The organism is Variovorax sp. GW458-11-26-14-LB1 (genome assembly GCF_059423965.1).
On record NZ_JBWKYW010000051.1, the window covers coordinates 29,034 to 50,275 of the forward strand.

General features: G+C 69.0%; 15 protein-coding genes. 6 read left to right on the plus strand and 9 right to left on the minus strand.

Annotation, left to right across the window (positions count from 1 at the left end):
- Nucleotides 1–36 precede the first annotated feature (36 nt).
- A complete protein-coding gene (purU, locus tag AC07YS_RS25920; RefSeq protein ID WP_062478396.1) occupies nt 37–894 on the plus strand; it encodes a formyltetrahydrofolate deformylase in 858 nt (285 codons plus the stop codon).
- A 22-nt stretch (nt 895–916) separates the two neighbouring features.
- Nucleotides 917–2,164 (plus strand): S1 family peptidase, encoded by a 1,248-nt coding sequence (locus AC07YS_RS25925; protein ID WP_492687248.1) that lies wholly within the window; start codon nt 917–919, stop codon nt 2,162–2,164.
- A 31-nt stretch (nt 2,165–2,195) separates the two neighbouring features.
- Here the strand turns inward: AC07YS_RS25925 and AC07YS_RS25930 are convergent, their stop codons facing one another.
- The 4 genes from AC07YS_RS25930 to AC07YS_RS25945 all read right to left on the minus strand — a co-directional run bounded on the left by AC07YS_RS25930 (nt 2,196) and on the right by AC07YS_RS25945 (nt 9,037).
- Nucleotides 2,196–2,570 carry a YXWGXW repeat-containing protein gene (locus AC07YS_RS25930; protein WP_070063838.1) on the minus strand — a complete coding sequence of 125 codons (375 nt, stop codon included), beginning with the start codon at nt 2,568–2,570 and terminating at the stop codon, nt 2,196–2,198.
- Nucleotides 2,571–2,682: 112 nt separating this feature from the next.
- Nucleotides 2,683–4,017 (minus strand): GDSL-type esterase/lipase family protein, encoded by a 1,335-nt coding sequence (locus tag AC07YS_RS25935; protein WP_492687249.1) that lies wholly within the window; start codon nt 4,015–4,017, stop codon nt 2,683–2,685.
- A gap of 66 nt (nt 4,018–4,083) precedes the next feature.
- The gene (locus AC07YS_RS25940) at nt 4,084–7,380 is read right to left on the minus strand and encodes a carboxyl transferase domain-containing protein (protein ID WP_495269036.1); all 3,297 of its coding nucleotides are present in this window, start codon (nt 7,378–7,380) and stop codon (nt 4,084–4,086) included.
- A gap of 13 nt (nt 7,381–7,393) precedes the next feature.
- Nucleotides 7,394–9,037 (minus strand): AMP-binding protein, encoded by a 1,644-nt coding sequence (locus AC07YS_RS25945; RefSeq protein ID WP_495269035.1) that lies wholly within the window; start codon nt 9,035–9,037, stop codon nt 7,394–7,396.
- Nucleotides 9,038–9,122: 85 nt separating this feature from the next.
- Here AC07YS_RS25945 and AC07YS_RS25950 point away from each other — a divergent pair, with 85 nt between their 5' ends.
- The 3 genes from AC07YS_RS25950 (at nt 9,123) to AC07YS_RS25960 (ending at nt 14,616) form a co-directional block, all read left to right on the plus strand.
- Nucleotides 9,123–9,803 carry a TetR/AcrR family transcriptional regulator gene (locus AC07YS_RS25950; RefSeq protein WP_495269034.1) on the plus strand — a complete coding sequence of 227 codons (681 nt, stop codon included), beginning with the start codon at nt 9,123–9,125 and terminating at the stop codon, nt 9,801–9,803.
- 33 nt (nt 9,804–9,836) lie between these two features.
- On the plus strand, nt 9,837–11,096 hold the full coding sequence (locus tag AC07YS_RS25955) for a branched-chain amino acid ABC transporter substrate-binding protein (RefSeq protein ID WP_159274664.1): 1,260 nt from the start codon (nt 9,837–9,839) through the stop codon (nt 11,094–11,096).
- A 301-nt stretch (nt 11,097–11,397) separates the two neighbouring features.
- Entirely contained in the window at nt 11,398–14,616 is a 3,219-nt protein-coding gene (locus AC07YS_RS25960) for a bifunctional cytochrome P450/NADPH--P450 reductase (protein WP_495269033.1), read from the plus strand.
- Nucleotides 14,617–14,691: 75 nt separating this feature from the next.
- On the opposite strand, the gene AC07YS_RS25965 is transcribed toward AC07YS_RS25960, so the two are convergent.
- From AC07YS_RS25965 to AC07YS_RS25985, 5 genes are all read right to left on the minus strand, one after another.
- Nucleotides 14,692–15,465, minus strand: a complete 774-nt coding sequence (locus AC07YS_RS25965) for an esterase/lipase family protein (protein WP_495269032.1) — start codon at nt 15,463–15,465, stop codon at nt 14,692–14,694.
- 85 nt (nt 15,466–15,550) lie between these two features.
- On the minus strand, nt 15,551–16,186 hold the full coding sequence (locus AC07YS_RS25970) for a TetR/AcrR family transcriptional regulator (protein WP_070063831.1): 636 nt from the start codon (nt 16,184–16,186) through the stop codon (nt 15,551–15,553).
- Nucleotides 16,187–16,216: 30 nt separating this feature from the next.
- Nucleotides 16,217–16,684 carry a phasin family protein gene (locus tag AC07YS_RS25975; protein ID WP_495269031.1) on the minus strand — a complete coding sequence of 156 codons (468 nt, stop codon included), beginning with the start codon at nt 16,682–16,684 and terminating at the stop codon, nt 16,217–16,219.
- Between the two features lie 86 nt (nt 16,685–16,770).
- Entirely contained in the window at nt 16,771–17,322 is a 552-nt protein-coding gene (locus AC07YS_RS25980) for a hypothetical protein (protein WP_487847370.1), read from the minus strand.
- A gap of 146 nt (nt 17,323–17,468) precedes the next feature.
- Nucleotides 17,469–19,166: a WS/DGAT/MGAT family O-acyltransferase gene (locus tag AC07YS_RS25985; RefSeq protein WP_495269030.1), complete on the minus strand. Its 1,698-nt coding sequence runs from the start codon at nt 19,164–19,166 to the stop codon at nt 17,469–17,471.
- 235 nt (nt 19,167–19,401) lie between these two features.
- Between AC07YS_RS25985 and AC07YS_RS25990 the strand changes: the two genes are divergently transcribed.
- The coding region (locus tag AC07YS_RS25990) for a prolyl oligopeptidase family serine peptidase (protein ID WP_495275739.1) at nt 19,402–21,242 on the plus strand (1,841 nt) is incomplete at its 3' end.

The window sequence follows — 21,242 nt, forward strand, 5'->3', positions numbered from 1 at the left end:
CGCGATTCTGGCACCCCTGCCACAATCCTGCCCCTGATGACGACCACTACGCCTGCCTACATCCTGAACCTCTCCTGTCCCGACCGGACGGGCATCGTGCACGCCGTGTCGGGCTTCCTGCTCGAGCGCGGCGCCAACATCGAAGAGGCCGCCCAATACAACGACCACGGCACCGGCCTGTTCTTCATGCGTGTGCGCTTCGCCTGCGGCGACCACAGCGAAGCCGTGCTGCGCGAGGAGCTGAAGGCCTTCGCCACCGGTTTCGGCATGAGCCTGCAGCTGCACGCCGCCGCCGACCCGATGAAGACCGTGATCCTGGTCAGCAAGGAAGGCCACTGCCTGAACGACCTGCTGTTCCGCTGGAAGAGCGGCCTGCTGTCGATCGACGTGCGCGCCATCATCTCGAACCACCGCGACTTCTACCAGCTGGCCGCCAGCTACAACGTGCCCTTCCACCACATCCCGGTGACGGCCGCGACCAAGGCACAGGCCGAGGCGAAGCAGCTGGAGATCATCGAGGCCGAGGGCGCCGAACTCGTGGTGCTCGCGCGCTACATGCAGATCCTGAGCAACGACCTGTGCAAGAGCCTGGCCGGCCGCGCGATCAACATCCACCACTCGTTCCTGCCCAGCTTCAAGGGTGCCAAGCCCTACTACCAGGCGCACGACCGCGGCGTGAAGCTGATCGGCGCCACCGCCCACTACGTGACGGCCGACCTCGACGAGGGCCCGATCATCGAGCAGGACGTGGCCCGCGCCGACCACACCGACACGGTCGAAGACCTCACGGCCCGTGGCCGCGACACCGAAAGCCAGGTGCTGGCCCGCGCCGTGAAGTGGCACAGCGAGCACCGCGTGCTGCTGAACGGCCACCGCACGGTCGTGTTCCGCTAACCCACTCCATCGCCGCTCCCAGATGCGCCTGCAGCTTCCGCTTTTCGCCCTTGCTGCCGCTCTGGCAGCGCCCGCCACCTTCGCCCAGGACGCCCGCGCCGGCGGCGCCCCGCTGGCGCCCGACGCGCTGTTCGCGCGCGTCTCGCCCAGCGTCTGGGTGGTGCAGGCCAGCGACGCCCAGGGCAAGGTCCTGGCCACCGGCAGCGCGGTCGCCACCGGCCCGGGCACGGCCGTCACCAGCTGCAAGCTGCTGGCCAAGGCCAGCGCCGTGGCGCTGCGCCGCGACAACGTGAGCTACGGCGCCGTGCTGGAGCTCCCGGACGTCGAGCGCGACCTGTGCCAGCTGCGCATCGCGAACCTCGTGTCGCCGACCCTGGGCGTCGTGCCCGCGGGGGCGCTGCAGGTCGGGATGCCGCTGTACGTCATCGGATCGCCGCGCGGGCGCGAACTCACGCTCGGCATTTCCATGCTCGGCGGCGTGCGCCGCAACGCCGCGGGCGCGCTCGAGTCGCTGCAGCTGGCCACGCCGACCGAGGCGGGCCTGGCCGGTGCCGGCCTGTTCGATGCGCAGGGCCGCTTGGTGGGACTGGTCGCCGGATCGGCCCCAGCCACCCTCGCCCTGCCGGCCGCGTGGATCGCGGAACTGCCGACGCGCGGCCAGCGGGCCATCGAGCGCCTCGCCTCGCAGCCCGCGCCGGCCAGCGTGTCGCTGCAGCGCCCGAGCATGGTGGAGTACCAGCTGCACGACCGCCTCACCAACACGTACCGCAAGGTGATCTACCGCGCGGACACGGCCACCACCAGTGACGACCGCCTCAGCTTCAACAACGGGGGCTGGATCGAGAAGCCGGGCGGCGAGGTGATCGGCGTCACGACGGCCGTGGGCGGCGAGTTCGACAACGTCATGCCGCCGGGCGGCTGGGCCCGGCCGACCCTGGAACAGAACGCCGCCTGGACCACGGAATACGACGCCACCATGGGCGGCACGCGCATCAAGATGGATCTGCGCGCCAACGTGGTGGACGACGCCGCCATGCTGCCGGTCAACGGCCGCGAGATGAAGGTGGTGAAGATCGACTACCGCGGCCACACCCAGCGCTTCGCGAACGCGGGCGCCTGGAGTGGCAACCAGTACGGGACCTACCGCGCCAGCGTGTGGTTCTCGCCGGAGCTGGGCCGCGTCGTCCGCTTCGAAGTGCAGACGCGTGGCGGTGCGAGCGGCGGCGCGTTCCAGGTCAGCGAAGTGCTCGAACTGGTGAGCATCCGTTAGCCCCGGGCGTGCGCCGCGCGCTCTCTATCGATCAATTGCGGTACGGGTTGTCCGGACGCCGGTCCTGGCGGTTCGGCACGCCGTCGCCGTCGCGGTCCCAACGGCCGCGGTTGTATTCCCAGCGGCCATTGTTCTCGCGCCATTCCGGCGCGCGGTAGGCATAGCCCGGGCGTGCGCGCACGTACATGCCGCGCACCCACACATGGCGACCGCCACGCCACTCATAGTGGCCCGGCGACCACACATAGCCGCGACGCGGCGGCGGCATGCGCTCGTAGCGCGGCGGGGGCGGCGGCCCCTGGATGGTGATCACCGCCTGCGCCTGCGCGGCCGTGGGAACGGTCAGGGCGCCCACCGACAGCAGCGAAGCGGCACCGATGGAAAGAGCGACTGCGAGTGTTTTCATGAGAAAGCCCCATGGTTGTTGGAGGAGCCTTCATGCTGCCGGGACCGTGTGAAGCGCCTGTAAGCGCTGCGCGAAATCTTGTGTAGAGCTGTTTCGCTGCCGCGGACGCGCTTTATTCCTGCAATTCGCGCAGGTCGATGGCCGCGGCCATGGCCGCGTGGCCGGCGCGGTTGGGATGCAGGTGGTCGCCGCTGTCGAATGTCGGATTCAGCTGACGCGGCGCGGCCGGGTCGCGCAGCACGGCATCGAAGTCGACCACGCCGTCCACGTCCTGGCGGCTGCGCACCCAGCGGTTCACGGCCTCGCGCATGGCCTCGTTGGCGTCGGTGCCGTAGATCGTGTTGCCGAAGGGCGGCACGGTGCCCAGCAGCACCTTCACGCCCTTGGCGCGCGCCTGCTTGACGAGCTGCCCCAGGCCCTCGGTGACACGCTCGGCCGTGGGCACGTCGTGCGACGGCACCTTCAGGCCGGGGATGCCCGCGAAGATGGCGCGGCCGATGTCGTTGGTGCCCAGCAGCACGATGACGTGCGTCACGCCGCTCTGGCCCAGCGCATCGCGCGCAAAGCGCGACAGGCCGTCGGGGCCGATGCCGTTCACCAGCAGCCGGTTGCCGCCGATGCCGGCGTTGATCACCGACACCGCGTGCGCGGCCTGCGGGCTGTCGCGCAGCCGCGTGGCGAGCATGTCGGGGTACGAACCGTCGCCCGACTCGCCACCGCCCGCGGTGATCGAATCGCCGAACGCAACGACGGTGCGCACGGGTCGGGTGGTGAGCACGTCGAGCCCGGTCACGATGTGGCTCATCGGCAGCGCCGTCGCCTTCGACAGCCGGGGCGACGCCACGACGTTGCCCTGGGCCAGCCAGCCCGTGTCAGTGGACAGCAGGTACATCGTGGCGAACGGTGTCGCGCGGTCGAGAAAAAGGCTCACGGCCACGGCCTGGCCCGCCGCAACGTTCAGCGCCACGCCGTCGCTCCATGCTTCCGCGCCCGGCGCCACGGTGACGGTGGCGCGGCCGCCGAAACGCAGCGTGCGCAACGAGGCCGGCGAGATGGCGTCGCCGCCCGTGCCCAGTGCCACGGTGGCCGCGGCGATGCGCAGCGGCGTCTTGCCGAAGCGGTTCGACACCCGCACGCGGATGCGCTCGCCGTCGATCGTCGGGCGCATCATCTGGCGCAAGGTCTGGCCGCGGAACACATGGTCGCCCGGTCCGCCGATGGCGGCCGTGGCGGGGTTGGCGTCCAGCTCGGCGAAGTCGAGCACCGCCACGGCCCAGCTCGCCACCCAGCGCGCTTCGGCCGGCTGTCGTGCCGCCTGCTCGACCTTCTCCGCCCACACCGCCTGCACGCCCACGAGCAACACCGCAAGGCCGAGAACGGCCATCCAGTATGCAGGGGAGAAGGCGGCGTCGCGCAGACGGACGCGCCAGCGGGCAGGAAGCTTCATGCGTGCAAAAGCGGCCCAGTGTACGGAGCCGCCTTGCCCGCGCCAGTGACGAGGTCTAACCTAAAGTTACCAAGTGTCGACGTACGCCGAGACCGCCTCGGCCGGCCGCGTCGCCGACGCCAGGCCGCGCACCAGCCAGGTGCGCGTGTCGGCCGGGTCGATCACCGCATCGATCTCCAGCGTCTGCGCCATGTGGATCGCCTCGCCGTTCGCGTACTGCTGCGCCACCAGCTGCTTGAACAGCGCGTCGCGCTCGGCGCCCTCGGGCACGGCCGCGAGTTCCTTGCGAAAGCCCAGTCGCACCGCACCTTCGAGGCCCATCGCACCGAACTCGCCGGTGGGCCAGGCCACGGTGAACACGGGCGCATCGAAGCCGCCGGCGGTCATGGCCTGCGCGCCCAGGCCGTAGCCCTTGCGCAGCACCACCGCGAAGAAAGGCACGCGCAAGTGCGAGGCCACCATGAACATGCGGCACACGTGGCGCACCTGCGCCTGCGCCTCGACCTCGGGTCCGACCATGAAGCCGGGCGTGTCGCACAACGACACGATCGGTAACCCGTGGGCATTGCACAGTTGCATGAAGCGTGCGGATTTGTCGGCCGCCTCCACGTCGATCGCGCCGCCCAGGTGGTGCGGGTTGTTCGCCATCAGGCCGACCGGCTTGCCCTCGATGCGTGCGAGCGCGGTGACGATGCCCGCGCCGAAACCCGCGCGCAATTCGAGCAGCGAGCCGGTGTCGGCCACGCCGCGCATCGCGGCGCGCACGTCGTACACGCGCAGGCGGTTCTCGGGCACCACATGGCGCAGCGTGCGCGGATCGGCGCATTGCCAGTCGGTGGTTGCCCCCTGGAAGTAAGAGAGGTACTGCTTGGCTGCAGCGACTGCTGCAGCTTCGTCTTCCACCAGGATGTCGATCACGCCGTTGCGCGACTGCACGCTGCTCGGCCCGATCTGCTCGGGCGCGAAGGTGCCCAGGCCGCCGCCTTCGATCATCGCGGGGCCGCTCATGCCGATGTTGCTGCCCTTGGTGGCAATGATCACGTCGGCGCAGCCCAGCAGCGCCGCGTTGCCCGCGAAGCAGCGCCCGTGCACGATGCCGACCACCGGCACCTTGCCCGACAGCGCCGCGAACTGGCTGAAGGTGTGGTTGTTCAGGCCCGCGACGATCGGCATGTCGGTGTCGCCCGGCCGCCCGCCTCCGCCCTCGGCGAACAGCACCACCGGCAGCTTGAGCTGGTGCGCCACCGCGAGCAGCCGGTCGGTCTTGTGGTGGTTGCGCATGCCCTGCGTGCCAGCCAGCACGGTGTAGTCGTAGGCCAGCACGGCGCAGCGCGACTTCTCGGGCCCGAACTGTTTTGCGTTGACGCTGCCCAGCCCGGTCACCATGCCGTCGGCCGGCGTGTTGGCGATGAGGTCTTCGAGCGTGCGGCGGCGCGTCTGCGCGGCGATGGCGAGCGCGCCGTACTCGATGAAGTTGCCCGGGTCGCCGGCCATGTCGCACAGGTCGGCGATGTTCTCGCGCGCGGTGCGACCGCCCTGCGCATGCCGCTTGTCGACGGCCGCCTTGCGGTTCGCATCGAGCGTGGGCGCATGGCGGTCGATGACCTTCTGCAGGTCGGGGCGGATCGCGTCGAGGTCGTGCGCGACGCGCGCCTGCGCTTCGACGCCCTGCGCATCGACGGCCTCCAGCCGCACCAGCGACTGGCCTTCGACGAGGTAGTCGCCGGGCGCGGCCAGCAGTGCCAGCACGCGGCCGGCCACGGGCGCGTGCAGCAGGTGCTCCATCTTCATGGCCTCGAGCACGCCCAGCTGCGCGCCGGCGGGCAGCACGTCGCCCACCGCGACCTCGAACTGCACCAGCTTCGCGGGCATCGGCGCCTTGACGGTAAGGCCGTCGTCTTCGCCCTCTTCCTGCACCGGTGCGCTCGCGGCGGCGGGCGCGGTGACCTTCTTCGTGTGCTTTTCAAATGCCTTCGCGTCGGCGAGCAGATCGCCCAGGTGCGCTTCCACGAAGCGCGTGTGCACCGCCTGCGTCGCGAACTCGGGCCGCGCGGCGATGGCGCACAGCAGCGGCAGGTTGGTGGCGATGCCTTCGATGTGGCATTCGTCGAGCGCGCGCAGCGAGCGGCGCAGCGCGTCCGCGAAACGCGGCGACGGCGAATGCACGATGAGCTTGGCCAGCAGCGTGTCGTAGTGCGGCGAAGGTGCGAGGCCCGCGTAGCCGTGCGTGTCGACGCGCACGCCGGGGCCGGCCGGCAGGTCGAAGCGCGCGAGCGTGCCGCCCGCGGGGCGTGCGTTGCCTTGCGCATCGAGCGTCTCGGCGTTGATGCGCCACTGCACCGCGAAGCCGCGCTGCGGCGCCGTGCGGCCGGCCTCCACGCCGAGCGCGTCCAGCGTGTCGCCCGACGCGACGGCGATCTGCAGCTGCACGAGGTCCAGCCCCGTCACGGCTTCGGTCACCGTGTGCTCGACCTGCAGGCGCGGGTTCGCCTCGATGAAGACGAAAGGCAGGGTGGTCGACGCGGCATCCACCAGGAATTCAAAGGTGCCGAGGCCGCGATAGCCCACGGCCTTGGCCATGCGCAGCGCGGCCTGCGTGACCTGCGCGCGCAGCGGCTCGGGCAGCGAGGGGCTGGGCGCAATCTCCACCAGCTTCTGGAAGCGGCGCTGCAGCGTGCACTCGCGCTCGCCGAGGCTGGCCACGGCGCTGCCGTCGCCGAGCACCTGCACCTCGATGTGCCGCGCGTTGCGCATCAGGCGCTCGACGTACACGCCCTCGATGCCGAACGCCGCCTTGGCTTCGGACATGCAGCGCGCATGCGCCTCGGGCAGCTCGTCGGCCGTGAGCACCGCGCGCATGCCACGCCCGCCGCCGCCGCCGATGGCCTTGACCATCACGCCCGCGCCCTGCGCATGCTGCTCGGCGAAGAAAGCCTGGGCCTGCACGAGCGTCACCGCGCCGGCGCTGCCGGGCATCACGGGCACGTCGCATTGCGCGGCCAGTTCGCGGGCGCGGGCCTTGTCGCCGAACAGGCCCAGCTGCTCGGGCGTGGGGCCGATGAAGACCAGGCCCGCGTCGGCGCAGGCCTGTGCGAAGTCGGCACGTTCGCTGAGGAAGCCGTAGCCGGGATGCACCGCATCGCAGCCTTGCGCCTTCGCCACCGCGATCAACGCAGCCACGTCGAGGTAGGCCGAAGGGCCGATCGCGTCGAGCGCCACCGCCACGTCGGCCAGCTGCACATGCAGCGCAGCGGCATCGTCGCGCGCATGCACCGCCACGCTGGCGATGCCCAGGTCGCGCAACGCGCGCACCAGGCGCACGGCGATCTCGCCGCGGTTGGCAATCAGAACTTTGGAAAACACGCGAGGAAGCCTTTCAGGTCTTGTCTTTGAGCAGGCGGCGCAGCACCTTGCCTGCGCCCGTGGTGGGCAATGCATCGATGAAGCTCACGGCGCGCGGCGCCTTGTAGCTCGCCATGTTCTCGCGCGCCCAGGCCACGAGTGCGTCGGCCTCGAGCGCGGCGCCGGGCTTGCGCACGATGAAGGCCTTCACGACCTCGCCCTTCTCGGGGTCGGGCTGCGCAATCACCGCCGCCTGCGCCACCGCCGGGTGCTTGATGAGGATGGTCTCGACCTCTTCGGGGAACACGCTGTAGCCCGAGACCTTGATCATTTCCTTGAAGCGGCCGATGAAGGTGAGGTAGCCGTCGGCGTCGAGCTTGCCCATGTCGCCCGTGTGCACCCAGCCGTTGCGCAGGGTGGCGGCCGTGGCCTCGGGCTTGTTCCAGTAGCCCTTGAACGAGCCGGCGCTGGTGAGCACGATCTCGCCGACCTCGCCCGTGGGCATGTCGGCCTGCGTTTCGGTGTCGATGATGCGGATGGTCACGCCCGGCACCGGCACGCCCTGCGTGCCCCAGCGCGGCGCCACGTGCGGCGTGTAGGTGTCGCAGGTGTGGGTTTCGCTCAGGCCGTAGGCGGCCTCGAACGAGCTGCAGTGGTTGGCGTGCGAGCGCCATTGCGCGGCCAGCGGTTCGGTGAAAGCGATGCCGAAGCTGGTCACCGGGTTCATCTTCAGGCTCGACAGGTCGAAGCGGGCGATGTCGGGCACCTGCATGCACGCCACGTTCATCGGCGCGATGCTGTACCACCAGCTCACTTTGTAAGCGGCAATGGCCTGCAGCACGGCGCGCGGATCGAAGCGGTGCATCAGCACCGAGGCAGCGCCGCTGAGCACGGGCACGTTGACGCCCATGAGCATGCCGGCGATGTGATACAGCGGCGCGATCGACAGCAGCACGTCGCTCGGCCCCACGCCGTTGCAGTCGGCCGCGGCGCGCGTCTTGAAGAGCGCATTGCCGTAGCTGAGCATCGCGCCCTTGGGCAGCCCGGTGGTGCCCGAGGTGTAGGTCATGAGCGCGATGTCGTCCATGTCGATGGCGACGGGCTGCGGCGTGGCGCCGCTGCGCATCACGGCGAGGAAGTCTTCGCAGCCTTCGGGCACGGTGCGTTCGGCCGTGCGCTCGGCGGCCAGTTCGGTCGGCAGGTCGAGCGTGGGCTCGGCGGGCAGCAGGTCGGCGTAGTGCACCACGAACACATGCGCGAGCGCACTCTCGGCCTGCACCTTGCGCACCACCGGCACGAGCGGTGCGGCCGCGACGATCACGCGCGCCTTCAGGTCGTTGACCTGGTAGGCCAGCTCGTGCTCCTTGTTGAGCGGCCCGCTCGGGCAGACGATGGCGCCGATCTTCTGGATGCCGAAGTGCGCCACCAGGTACTGCGGGCAGTTGTTGAGGAACAGCACCACGGGTTCGCCCTTGGCCACGCCCAGGGCCTGCAGGCGCGCGGCGAAGGCGTCGCTCGCGCGGTCGAGCTCGGCCCAGCTCAGGGCCTGGCCGTACCAGAGGCAGGCGGTGGCGTCGCCGCGCGTGCGTGCGTGGTCGCGCAGGTAGGCGTGCAGGGGCTGCTGCACGCGCGGCGGCAGTTCCTTCAAGCGTTGCGGGGTGGCGGGCGTTGTCTCCATGGCGTCACTTTCTCAGGGTTATCGATAGCCGCCTGCGCATGGCCGGCGCTTGCCAATGCGGCATGGTGCACGAACAATCCTACCCATGGGTATAACTTCCGCGACACCGAACAAACCCTCTGCCACGCACACGGCGCAGCCGCACCTGCCGCAGGGCACGGGCCGCCAGCGCGCGGCCACGCAGGGCACCGACCTGCAGCGCGAGCGCATCCTGCAGGCGGCGGCGCAGCTGTTTGCCGCGCAGGGCTACGCCAACACGACCATGGCGCAGATCGTGCGCGAGCTGGGCGTGACCAAGCCCTTCGTGTACTACTACTTCCGCGACAAGCAGGAGATCTTCGAGACGCTGTCGTGGCGCCCCGCGGTCGACTGCTTCACCGCGCTCGACTTCGCCGCCGCCGACCCGCGCCGCGCGAGCGAGAAGGTGATGGAAGGCATCGAGGGGCTGATCCGCGCCACCATCGCGCACCACCCGGTGGCCTTCTTCGCGTACCGCGAGCCGCAGGTGTACCGCCCCGAATACCTCGAAGCGCAGAAGAAGCTCGCGCACCACTTCTACGACCTGCTGTGCCCGCTGCTCGAAGAAGCCCGACGCGACGGCGACCTCGACTTCGACGAGACCAAGATCACCGCGCTCGCGGCCTGCAGCCTGCCGGGCTTTCTCTACAGCTGGTACCGCCCCGGCGGGCGCCTCTCGCCCGACGAGGTGGTGGCGCAGCTCACGAAGCTGGCCAGCCGCGTGATCGGGCTGCGCGCGACGCACTGATCCCGTCTTTCACACACCCTCCGGAGACACTTCATGAAGCTCACGCATGCGCCTTTGGCGCGGATCGCCCTTGCCTCTCTGTTTGCCATCGCCGGCACGGCAGCGCAGGCCCAGCAGCCGACCTACAAGATCGCCTACATCGATCCGCTGTCGGGGCCGTTCGCCAACGTGGGCGAGCTGATGCTCATGCACACGCAGTACGCCATCGAGGACATCAACGCCAAGGGCGGCGTGCTCGGCGGCATGAAGCTGCAGCTGCTGCAGTTCGACAGCAAGCTCTCGGCGCAGGAAAGCCAGAGCGCGCTGCAGGCGGCCATCGACCAGGGCGCCAAGGCGATCGTCACGGGCGGCTCGGGCTCGTCGGTGGTGACGGCGCTGGTGCTGGCCGTGGCGCGCTGGAACCAGCGCAACCCGGGCAAGGAGCTGATCGTGCTGAACCACTCCTCGATCGACCCCGAGATGACCGGCAAGGGCTGCAGCTTCTGGCACTTCCAGACCGAGGCCAACACGGCGATGAAGATGAAGGCGCTGGCCAACTACATCAAGAAGACGCCGGACGTGAAGAAGGTCTACCTGCTGAACCAGGACTATGCCCACGGCAAGCAGTGGGCCAGCTACGGCCGCCAGCTGGTGGGCCTGGCGCGCCCCGACATCCAGTTCGTCGGCGAGACGTTGCACCCGATCGGCCGCGTGAAGGACTTCGCGCCCTACATCGCCAACATCAAGCAAAGCGGCGCCGACTCGGTCATCACCGGCAACTGGGGCCAGGACATGACGCTGCTGCAGAAGGCCGCGGGCGACGCGGGCTACAACCTGCGCTACTTCAACCACAGCGCAGGCTCGGTGCCGGGCACCGTCACCGCCGTGTCGCAGGCCAAGACGGGGCAGCTCACCTGGGTGGCCGAATGGCACCCGGGCCAGGCCGACACGCCGAAGGTCGATGCACTGGCCAAGGCCTACAAGGCCAAGACCGGCAAGGACTTCCTCGCACCGCGCATCGACCTGACGCCGCGCCTGCTGGCCGCCGCCATCGCCAAGGCCGGCAGCGCCGACACGGTGAAGGTCGCGCGCGCCCTCGAAGACCTGAGCTTCGACTCGGTGGTGGGCCCGGTGCGCATGCGCGGCGAAGACCACCAGCTGCTGCTGCCGCAGGTGGTGAACACCATCGCGCCGGTGGACGGCAAGGCGGTGAAGACGGGCTGGGAAGGCACCAACTACGGCTTCCGCACCGATGCGGTCTATACCGGGAACGAGCTGGCGCAAGGCACCGACTGCAAGATGGTCCGGCCCTGAGTGCTTTCGGGGTACGTACCCAGGACACCGGGTGCTCACCGATCAACGCGCACTGTGAATGACGATCACGCTGATGGGGTGCCTTGCGCAGCGAAATCAAGGGGGAGCCCGAAGGGCGGAGGACATTCGCGGAGCAAGGTGCCCCATCGGCGTGATTGCGCCCTGAACTGACTCTGTGAAAGGCCCCGGCGCCTCCTAAGGGAAACCCCGTCCTGCCCACCCCCTGTGCCATCGGGATACTCCGGATTCGCATCCCGGACATCCGAAGCGGGTCCATACCGAAGGCACAACAAGGTACACCATGGCAGGAAAGAACTCGCTCCATCCGATCCCCCATCCGGCGAAGAAACCCTTCGTCGGCAATCTGCTGTCCATCGGCTCCGACTCGCCGGTGCTCGACATGTGGAAGATCGCGCAGGACCTCGGCGGCATCTACTGGCTCGACATGCCGGGCATGCCGGTGATCGTGGTGTCGTCGCCCGCGCTGGTCGACGAGCTGTGCGAAGAGCCGCGCTTCGACAAGAGCACGCGCGGCGCACTGCGCCGGCTGCGCGCCGCATCGCACGGTCTCTTCACCTCCGACACGCACGAGGAGACGTGGTCGAAACCGCACAACATCCTGCTGGCCAACTTCAGCCAGCGCGCGATGCAGGCCTACCACCCGATGATGCTGGACATCGCAGGGCAGCTGGTCACCAAGTGGGAGCGCCTCAATTTCGATGAAGAGGTGGACGTGGTGCGCGACATGACCGCGCTCACGCTCGACACCATCGGCCTGTGCGGCTTCGGCTACCGCTTCAACTCGTTCTACCGCGAGGGCTTCCATCCTTTCGTCGATGCGATGGTGCGCACGCTGGAGACGGTGCAAAACCGGCGCGGCATTCCGCTCGAGGAGCTGATGCTCAAGAAGGAGCTGGCGCAGCAGCGCAAGGACATCCGCTACATGCACAAGATGGTGGAAGACATCATCGAGGAGCGGCGCGCCAGCGGCGCCGACATCGCCACCAAGCCCGACCTCCTGAGCTACATGATCGCGGGCGTGGACAAGAAGAGCGGCGAGAAGCTCACCGACAAGATGATCCGCGACGAGTGCATCGAATTCCTCATCGCGGGCCACGAGACCACCAGCGGCCTGCTCTCGTTCGCCATCTATTTCCTGCTGAACAACCCCGAGGCGATGGCCAAGGCGCAGGCCGAGGTCGACAGCGTGTTCGGCGGCGACACCACGCAAAAGCCCACCTACGCGCAGGTCAACCGGCTGCAGTACGTGATGCAGGTGCTGAAGGAATCGCTGCGCCTGTACCCGACCGCACCCGCGATCTCGATGCGCGCGAAGGAAGACACCAAGATCGGCGGCCAGTACACGATCAAGAAGAACAACATGGTCATCATGCATGCGCTGGCGCTGCACCGTGACAAGGGCATCTGGGGCGAGGACGCCGACCAGTTCAACCCCGACCACTTCAGCCGCGAAGCCGAGCGCGAGCGGCCCGTGAATGCCTTCAAGCCCTTCGGCAACGGCCAGCGCGCCTGCATCGGGCGGCAGTTCGCACTGCAGGAAGCGGTGCTCACGCTGGGCATGATCCTGCAGCGCTTCAACCTCGTCGATCACACGGGCTACAAGCTCAAGATCAAGGAAGCGCTGACGATCAAGCCCGAGAACTTCAAGATCAAGGCGCTGCTGCGCGACCCGGCCTCGCGCCCGCGCGGCACCGTGGAGGCGGCGGCCGCGCCCGACACGCCGGCCAAGCCCGCCGCGCGCAAGCCGCAAGCCGCGCGCCACGGCACCTCGCTGCTGGTGCTGCAGGGTTCCAACCTCGGCACCGCCGAAGACCTGGCGCGCCAGCTGGCCGAGGCCGGCGAGCTGCGCGGCTTCTCGACCCAGCTGGCCTCGCTCGACGACTACGCCGAGCGGCTGCCGGCCAGCGGCGCGGTGGCGATCGTCTGCGCCTCGTACAACGGCGTGGCGCCCGACAACGCGGCGGAGTTCCACCGCTGGCTCGACAAGGCCGACGACTCGCTCAACGGCGTGCGCTTCAGCGTCTTCGGCTGCGGCAACACCGACTGGGCCGCCACCTACCAGGCGGTGCCGCGCCGCATCGACGAGCGGCTCGAAGCACTGGGCGCCGACCGCGTGCACGAGCGCGGCGAAGGCGATGCGCGCGAGGACATGGACGGCGCCTTCCAGGACTGGAGCGACGCGCTGTGGCCCGCGCTGGTGAAGACCTTCGACATCAAGAACGGCGCCGACACGCCGGCCGAGGCCGAGCCGCTGTACACGCTCGAAGAGCTGCCGCCGCCGCAGAAGAACGCGCTGGTCGATGCGCTGGGCGCCGTGCCGCTGCGCGTGATCGAGAACCGCGAACTGCAAAGCGCCGGCGCCAACGGCGAGGCCGGACGCTCCACGCGCCACGTCGAGTTGATGCTGCCCGAGGGCGTGAACTACGTGCCCGGCGACCACCTGAGCGTGGTGCCGCGCAACAGCCCCGCGCAGGTCGAGCGCGCGATGGCACGCTTCGGCTTCGACCGCTCGGCGCACGTGCGTCTGTCGGCCGTGCCGGGCCGCAAGGCGGCACTGCCGGTGGACCAGGTGATCGCGGTCGATCGGCTGCTGGGCGACTACGTCGAGCTGCAGGACGTGGCCACGCGCAAGCAGATCGCCACGCTGGCCGCGCACACCGAGTGCCCCTTCACCAAGCCCAAGCTGCAGGCGCTGTCGGGCAGCGACGAGGCCTCGCAGGCCGCGTACAAGGCCGAAGTGCTGCACAAGCGCAAGTCGCTGCTGGAGCTGCTCGAAGAGCACCGCGCCTGCCAGGTGCCGTTCGCGGTGTTCCTGGAAATGCTGTCGCCGCTGTCGCCGCGCTACTACTCGATCTCGTCGTCACCGACGATGACGCCGGGGCGCTGCAGCGTGACGGTGGGCGTGGTGAGCGCGCCCGCGCTGTCGGGCAACGGCACCTTCGAGGGCGTGTGCTCCAACTTCCTGGCGCGCGCTGAGGCCGGCGACACGGTGCACGGCGTGATCCGCGAGACCACGGCCGAGGGCTTCCGCCTGCCGGAGGATGCCAACCGGCCGCTCATCATGGTCGGCCCGGGCACCGGCCTGGCGCCGTTCCGCGGCTTCCTGCAGGCGCGCGCGTCGCAGGTCGAACGCGGCGACGCGCTGGGCGAGGCGATGCTGTTCTTCGGCTGCCGCCACCCCGAGCAGGATTTCATCTACGCCGAGGAGCTGCAGGCCTGGTCGCACCGCGGCCTGATGAAGCTGCACACGGCCTTCTCGCGCGCCGGCGACCGCAAGGTCTATGTGCAGGACCTGATCCGCGAACAGGGCGCGGCCGTGTGGAAGCTGCTCGAAGCCGGCGCCGTGGTGTATGTGTGCGGCGACGGCTCGCGCATGGAGCCCGACGTGCGGCGCACGCTCAGCGACCTCGCGCGCGAGCACGGACAGGACAGCGCGGCGTGGATGGACAAGATGATTGCCGAGCAGCGCTACGTGCTCGACGTGTGGGCCGGGGCCTGAAGAACCCAGTCTGGAGCCCCAAAGAAGAAGACCGGCATTCGCCGGTCTTTTTTCTTGGGGAGTGCGCGCCTCAGCTCAGTCGTTGCGATCCGGGTCCGGGTACACCAGCGGCCCGAGCATGCCGCGGTTGAACGGCTTCCACTCGCCCTCGGGCTGCGCCAGCCGGTCGGCCACCGCATAGAGCACGGCGGGGTGCGCGCCGAGCCCCAGGTGGCTCGCGACCACCTCGATGTTCTCGGACTGCGGGCCGGTCTTCTCGAGGCTGCAGCGCCATGCCACGACACCGTCGGTGCGGCTGAAAATCGAGGTCGTGGGCACGGGCGGCGTGGGTTCGACGAACTTCATGCGGCGCGGGTCGTGCGAGCTCTGGCCGCTCACGCCTTCGTACACGCGCCAGGCGTTGGTGGCGCGCGGGCTGCCCGAGAACGGGCTGCCCAGCGTGATCACGTTGCGGATGAGGTCCTTCTGCGCCGAGGCCAAGAGCCGCGCGTAGACGCCGCCCAGGCTCCAGCCGATCACGCTGACCTTCTGGCCGCTCTGGTCGGCCAGGGTCTTGAGCAGGTCGACCATGCCGTCCTCGACGCCGGCGCGCGGGCCCAGGTTGCGGCCCTGGCCCCAGCCGTGCGCGTCGTAGCCGCGGCTGCACAGGTAGCGGCGCAGCAGCAGCGTGGACATGTCGCTGGCCACCAGGCCCGGCAGCACGAGCACGGGGTGCCCGTCGCCGCGCGGCGCGAGCTGCAGCAGCGGCCACATGGCGAGGCCGGCGCCGGTTTCCCAGAGGGCGCGCGCTTCGGCCAGCAAGAGCAGGCGCGACGGCGGTGCGATGGGTTCGTGGGTGGCGGTGGTCATGATGGCGGCTTCCTTTCTGTTTCTTTCTTCTGTAGGACGACGATGGGGGTGCGAAGTTGCATGCCCCGTCGGACGACGACTTCATTTATCCGAGGTATTTGCCCCTCAGGTAATCAAGATAAGCCCTCGATTCGCTGGAAACATACGGAGAAACCAGCGTGAGTGTGTAGAAAGCCGCCAAACCGGGGTCGGCCTGCGCCAGCGCGTCGCGCCCGGGCACGAGCCGCTCGAACGAGAGCCAGCAGGTGGTGGTGAAGACCATCTGCAGCGCGAGGATGCGCGCCTGCTCGGCGCTGGTCTCGATCACGCCCGAGGCCACCAGCCCTTCGCACAGCGTCTGGGCCGCCAGCAGGTTCTGCGCGGTCATGGCCTGGGCGCGCTGCCCCAGGGCCGGGTACTCGCTGGCCAGGAAGGCCATGTCGCGATAGATGAAGCGGTACTCGTCGATGGCCTCGAAGCGCAGGTGCAGCGCGAGCCACAGGTCGTCGATGGCGGCAATGGATGCCGACGAGCCGTTGAGCACCTCGAGCCGCTGCTCGAAGCGCCGGAACAGCCATTCGACGATCAGCTGCTTGGCCTTGAAGTGGTAGTGCAGGTTGCCCGGGCTCATGCCGAGCTCGGCCGCGATCTTGTGCGTGGACACGGCCGGAAGACCTTCCGCGTTGAACAGCGCAAGGCTGGTCTGCAGGATGCGATCGCGCGTGGTGTTGGAGCTGGCCACAAGCGGCGTGGTGCGTGCGTTGCGTGCCGCTCAGCGCTTGCCGCCGGAGCCACTTGAACTGGACGGTTTCTCGAGTTTCGCGAGGCGTTCGCGCAACTGCGCCACCTCGTCGCGCAGGGCCTGCACCTCGTCGGCGCTGGGCATGCCCAGGCGTTGCAGGGCGGTGGCGACACGCTGGTCGAACACGTCCTCGAACTTGCGGATGCCGAAGGTGTCCAGGCTGGGGAAGCCGCGCGTCAACGCCGCCTTGGCACCGGCCGCATCGGCCTTGCCGTGCCCGATGCCGAGCAGGCCTTCGATCACGTTGGCCTGGCGCTTGGCGACATCGTTGCGCACGTTGTCCAGCGCCTTGAGGCCGGCGCGCAGCAGCGCTTCGGCCTTGTTGGTGCCCGCCGCTGTGTCTGCGGGCGGTGCTTTCGCAGCCGGCGCCGCCTTGCGGGGCGCGGCCTTCTTCTTCGCCGCCGGAGCCTTCTTCGCAGGCGCCGCCCTCTTCTTCAACTTTGCAGTGTCATCGGGACGGGTCGCCATGCGGTGGGTGCTCCAGGGGCGTGGGGAATGAAAAGGGCGCGGTCAGCGCCCCGGAATCAGGCCGCCTTGCGGGCAGCGCGGCGAACCGGCTTCTTGGCCGCAGCGACCTTGGCCTTCACGGTGCGCACGGGGGCGGCTTCTTCGGTGCCGCTCACACGGGCTTCGATCTGCTTGGTGCCGGCGACGATGCGGTCAGCGATCTGCACCGACACGGTGGCGAAGGGCTGGTTCACGGCCGACAGGGCGTTCAGCACGGTGGTGGCGGCGGGCGATTCGATCTGGGCGACGCGGTTGGCGACGGTTTCGATGCCGCTGGTGGTGCCGGCAGCGACGCGGTCCATCACGTTCACGATGCGGCTGGTGTCGATGTCCAGGCGGTTCGACAGGAAACCATGCACCTTCTCTTGCGCGCCGATCAGGTTGGCCTTGATCTGCTCGCTCACCAGCGGGATCTGGCGGTTGCCCAGGAACTCGCTGTAGCGCGAAGCGGCACCGCCCAGCAGGCGCTGCACGCCGGTGCGGTAGGCACCGACCAGGGTCTTGCCGGCGTCGTTGTACTGGCCGACGACGTGGATGGCGGCGGAAGCGATGTTGGTTTGCGTGGACATGTGAGATTTCCTTGAAGTTGAATGGCTCGCGGGGAATCGCGATGGGCCAATCATCTTCCGCAGGGCCTAGGCCTGAAAAACTAGAACGGTCGGAAAACTAGTCCAACTGCCCCAATTTTTTGTCCAGGCCGGGCCGGCCCTGTCGATCATGCCGCAGCGGCGCGCGGCGATGCGGCGGCCTTGCGGGCCGCAGGCCGGGGTGCGGCCTTCTTTGCCGCAGCCTTCTTCGCAGGGGCTTTCTTCGCCGCCGCCTTGACCGGTGCAGCCTTGACAGGTGCTTTTTTCTTCGCGGCGACGGCCTTCACCGGCGCCTTCTTGCGCGCCGCCGGCTTGCGGGCCGGCGCAGCGGCCTGGGCCTCTTCGTCCGCTTCCGGCGCGGGGGCGGCCACGGGCTTGGGCGGTGTGGCCGGCGCACCGGAGACGGCCGGGTGCTTCTGTGTCAGCTCCATCAGCAGCTTGTGCTCGGCCAGCAGGTAGTCGCCGATCTCGGTGATGTCGGGCACGGCGCGGCGGCAGGCGATGAGGCCGTAGTCCATGCGGCCGTTGTAGCTTTGCACGGTGACGTTGAGCGCGGTGCCGTGGCTGGCGATCGACACCGGGTAGTAGCAGGTGACCAGCGCCCCCGCGAAGTACATCGGGAACGGCGCGCCCGCCACGTTCGAGACGGCCACGTTGGCCGCCGGCGGCAGCAGGTTGACGATGCCCGAGCGCCCCACCATCGACGCGATGCCCGACACCAGCCACGGCGCGGCGAAGGTCGGGAAGTCGTCCAGGATCACGGCCTTGAAGCGGTTCATCGTCGACTTCGAGGAATTCGACGAGGCGTTGATCGCCTTCAGCCGCTGCAGCGGATCGGTGATGTCGGTGGCCAGGCTCACGAGGATCATGCTGGCCTGGTTGTTGGCCGTCTGGTCGCCCGCCTCGCGCAGGCTCACGGGCACGCCGGCCACCAGCGGCTTGGCCGGCAGCTCGTTGTTGTCGGCCAGGTAGTGGCGCAGCGCGCCGGCCACGGTGGCCAGCACCACGTCGTTGAGCGACACGCCGAAGTGCTTGGCGATGTACTTGGTCTCGGCCAGCGAGATGGTGCGCCCGGCGAAGGTGCGCTGGTTGGTGATCGACACGTTCAGCGAGGTGCGCGGCGCGAAGAGGTTGAACTTCTTCGGCGCGGTGGCGGCCGCCTTGTCGGCCGCCTTCTCGTCGGGCTGGGCCAGGCCGCCGATGGCGCGCGCGATGGCCGGCGCCATCTTGAACAGCTTGACGTACTGCTGCGCCGTGTTGCGCAGCGCCGCCGTGGCGAGCTCGGCCATGCCCAGCTGGTAGCCGTTGCTGCGCGGGCGCGCACGCGGCGGCTTGATCACGCGGCCGGTGGCCTCGAGGTCGAAGATGGCCTTGCCCAGCTCGACGCCGGCCTGCCCGTCGATGCCCGCGTGGTGCACCTTGGTGTACAGCGCCACCTGGCCGCTCTTGAGGCCGTCGATGATGAAGAACTCCCACATCGGCCGGCTGCGGTCCATCAGCGTGGAGTGCAGCCGTGCCACGTACTGCTGCAGCTGGCGGTTGGTGCCCGGCTTGGGCAGCGTGATGTGGCGCACGTGGTAGTCGAGGTCGATGTCGTCGTCCTCGACCCACACCGGATTGGTCATGTCGAAGGGCATCAGCGCGAGCTTGCGCGTGAACACGTCGGCCAGGTGGATGCGGCTGGCCATGAAGGCCTTGGCATCTTCGTAGAAGTCGCCCTTGTAGCCCTTGGGCAGGTCCAGCACGTTGAGCGAACCCACGTGCATCGGCATCTCGGGGGTTTCCAGGTGCAGGAAGGTGGCATCAAGACCGCTCAGGTGTTTCATGTGTGGTTCTCCTCGTTGGGGCATGCGCCGTCCGGCAGGATACCGTGGGCATCGCGTTCGTGGGCCTTCGCTTCTTCAGTGTTTCCACCGGGGGAAGGCACGCCCGGGACAGGGGTTTGCCCCAAGGATGGCCGGGGCGCGCATCCACATGTAATGAAAAAATCGACGCGCCTCGAATGCAGCTACAACTGCTCACAGGCCGCCGCATTCACGGGGGCTTCGTACACTGTGCTGCATGACCTCTGCGCACAACGAAGACCCCCATCTCTGGCTCGAAGACATCGACGGCGAAGCCGCTCTGGACTGGGCTCGCCAGCAGAATGCACGCGCCGTTCACACCTATGCGCAGTCGCTGGCCTTCCAGTCGATCGAGCAGGGCCTGCTCGAGGTGCTCGACTCGGACGCGCGCATTCCGATGGTCAGCAAGATCGGTGCGCTGTACTACAACTTCTGGCGCGACAAGGCGCACCCCAAGGGCCTGTGGCGCCGCACCACGCTCGACCAGTACCGCACGCCCGAGCCCGCGTGGGAGACCGTGCTCGACCTCGACGCGCTGGCCGCGCAGGACGGCGAGAACTGGGTCTGGCACGGCGCCGACTGCCTGGAGCCGGCCTACGAACGCTGCCTCATCTCGCTGTCGCGCGGCGGCGCCGATGCCGACGTGGTGCGCGAGTTCGACCTGGTGAGCATGTCGTTCGTCGAAGGCGGCTTCGCGCTGCCCGAGGCGAAGAACCACGTCACCTGGAAAGACATCGACCACCTGTACGTGGGCACCGATTTCGGCCCCGGCTCCATGACCAGCTCGAGCTACCCGCGCCTGGTGAAGGAGTGGCAACGCGGCACGCCGCTGGCCGAAGCCGTCACCGTGTACGAAGGCGCGCACGAAGACATGTCGGTGAGCGCCTGGAGCGACCACACGCCCGGCTTCGAGCGCGACTTCGTCTCGCGCCAGATCGACTTCTACGACAGCGAGACCTGGCTGCGCGCCCCCGACGGCACGCTCGCCAAGATCGACGTGCCCGACGACGCCAACACCGGCGTCACGCGCGAGTGGCTGCTGATCGAGCCGCGCGAAGACTGGACCGTGGCCGGCCGCACCTACACCGCCGGCTCGCTGCTGGCCGCGCGCTTCGACGACTACATGGCCGGCGCGCGCGAACTCACGCTGCTGTTCGAGCCCGACGACACCACCGCGCTCGACGACTACTCGTGGACGCGCCACCACCTCATCCTCAACGTGATGCACGACGTGGTGAACCGGCTGGAGGTGCTCACGCCGCCCGCGGACGGCCTGGGCGAGTGGGCCCGCGACAGCCTGGGCGGCGCGCCCGCGCTCTCGTGCGTGGCGGCCGGCGGCATCGACGAGACCGAGAGCGACGACTACTTCCTGACCGTGAGCGGCTTCCTGCAGCCGACCACGCTGTACATCGGCACCCTCGGCCAGGGCGAACCGCAGCCGCTGAAGCACAGCCCCGGCTTCTTCGACGCCTCGCGCTTTCGCGTGAGCCAGCATTTCGCGACCTCGGCGGACGGCACGCGCGTGCCCTACTTCGAGATCGCCGCCAAAGACCTCGTGGCCGACGGCACCCACCCCACGCTGCAGTACGCCTACGGCGGCTTCGAGATCTCGCTGGAGCCGAGCTACAGCGGCGGCATCGGCCGTGCCTGGCTCGAACGCGGCGGCGTGTACGTGGTGGCCAACATCCGCGGCGGCGGCGAGTACGGCCCGCGCTGGCACCAGGCCGCGCTGCAGGAAAACCGCCTGCGCACCTGCGAAGACTTCGCGGCCGTGTCGCAGGACCTGTTCGCGCGCGGCATCACCTCGCCCGCGCACCTGGGCGCCATGGGCGGCAGCAACGGTGGCCTGCTCATGGGCAACATGCTCACGCTGTACCCGCAGCTGTACGGCGCCATCGTGAGCGAGGTGGCGCTGCTCGACATGAAGCGCTACACGCAGCTGTCGGCCGGCGCCTCGTGGATCGCGGAGTACGGCGACCCGGAACTGCCCGACGAATGGGAGTTCATCCGGACCTTCTCGCCCTACGAGAACGCCAAGGCCGACACGCCCTACCCGCC

Coding starts and splice junctions, on each gene's coding strand:
- purU (WP_062478396.1), top strand. CDS start 37: ATGACGACCACTACGCCTGCCTACATCCTGAACCTCTCCTGTCCCGAC.
- AC07YS_RS25925 (WP_492687248.1), top strand. CDS start 917: ATGCGCCTGCAGCTTCCGCTTTTCGCCCTTGCTGCCGCTCTGGCAGCG.
- AC07YS_RS25930 (WP_070063838.1), bottom strand. CDS start 2,570: ATGAAAACACTCGCAGTCGCTCTTTCCATCGGTGCCGCTTCGCTGCTG.
- AC07YS_RS25935 (WP_492687249.1), bottom strand. CDS start 4,017: ATGAAGCTTCCTGCCCGCTGGCGCGTCCGTCTGCGCGACGCCGCCTTC.
- AC07YS_RS25945 (WP_495269035.1), bottom strand. CDS start 9,037: ATGGAGACAACGCCCGCCACCCCGCAACGCTTGAAGGAACTGCCGCCG.
- AC07YS_RS25950 (WP_495269034.1), top strand. CDS start 9,123: ATGGGTATAACTTCCGCGACACCGAACAAACCCTCTGCCACGCACACG.
- AC07YS_RS25955 (WP_159274664.1), top strand. CDS start 9,837: ATGAAGCTCACGCATGCGCCTTTGGCGCGGATCGCCCTTGCCTCTCTG.
- AC07YS_RS25960 (WP_495269033.1), top strand. CDS start 11,398: ATGGCAGGAAAGAACTCGCTCCATCCGATCCCCCATCCGGCGAAGAAA.
- AC07YS_RS25965 (WP_495269032.1), bottom strand. CDS start 15,465: ATGACCACCGCCACCCACGAACCCATCGCACCGCCGTCGCGCCTGCTC.
- AC07YS_RS25980 (WP_487847370.1), bottom strand. CDS start 17,322: ATGTCCACGCAAACCAACATCGCTTCCGCCGCCATCCACGTCGTCGGC.
- AC07YS_RS25985 (WP_495269030.1), bottom strand. CDS start 19,166: ATGAAACACCTGAGCGGTCTTGATGCCACCTTCCTGCACCTGGAAACC.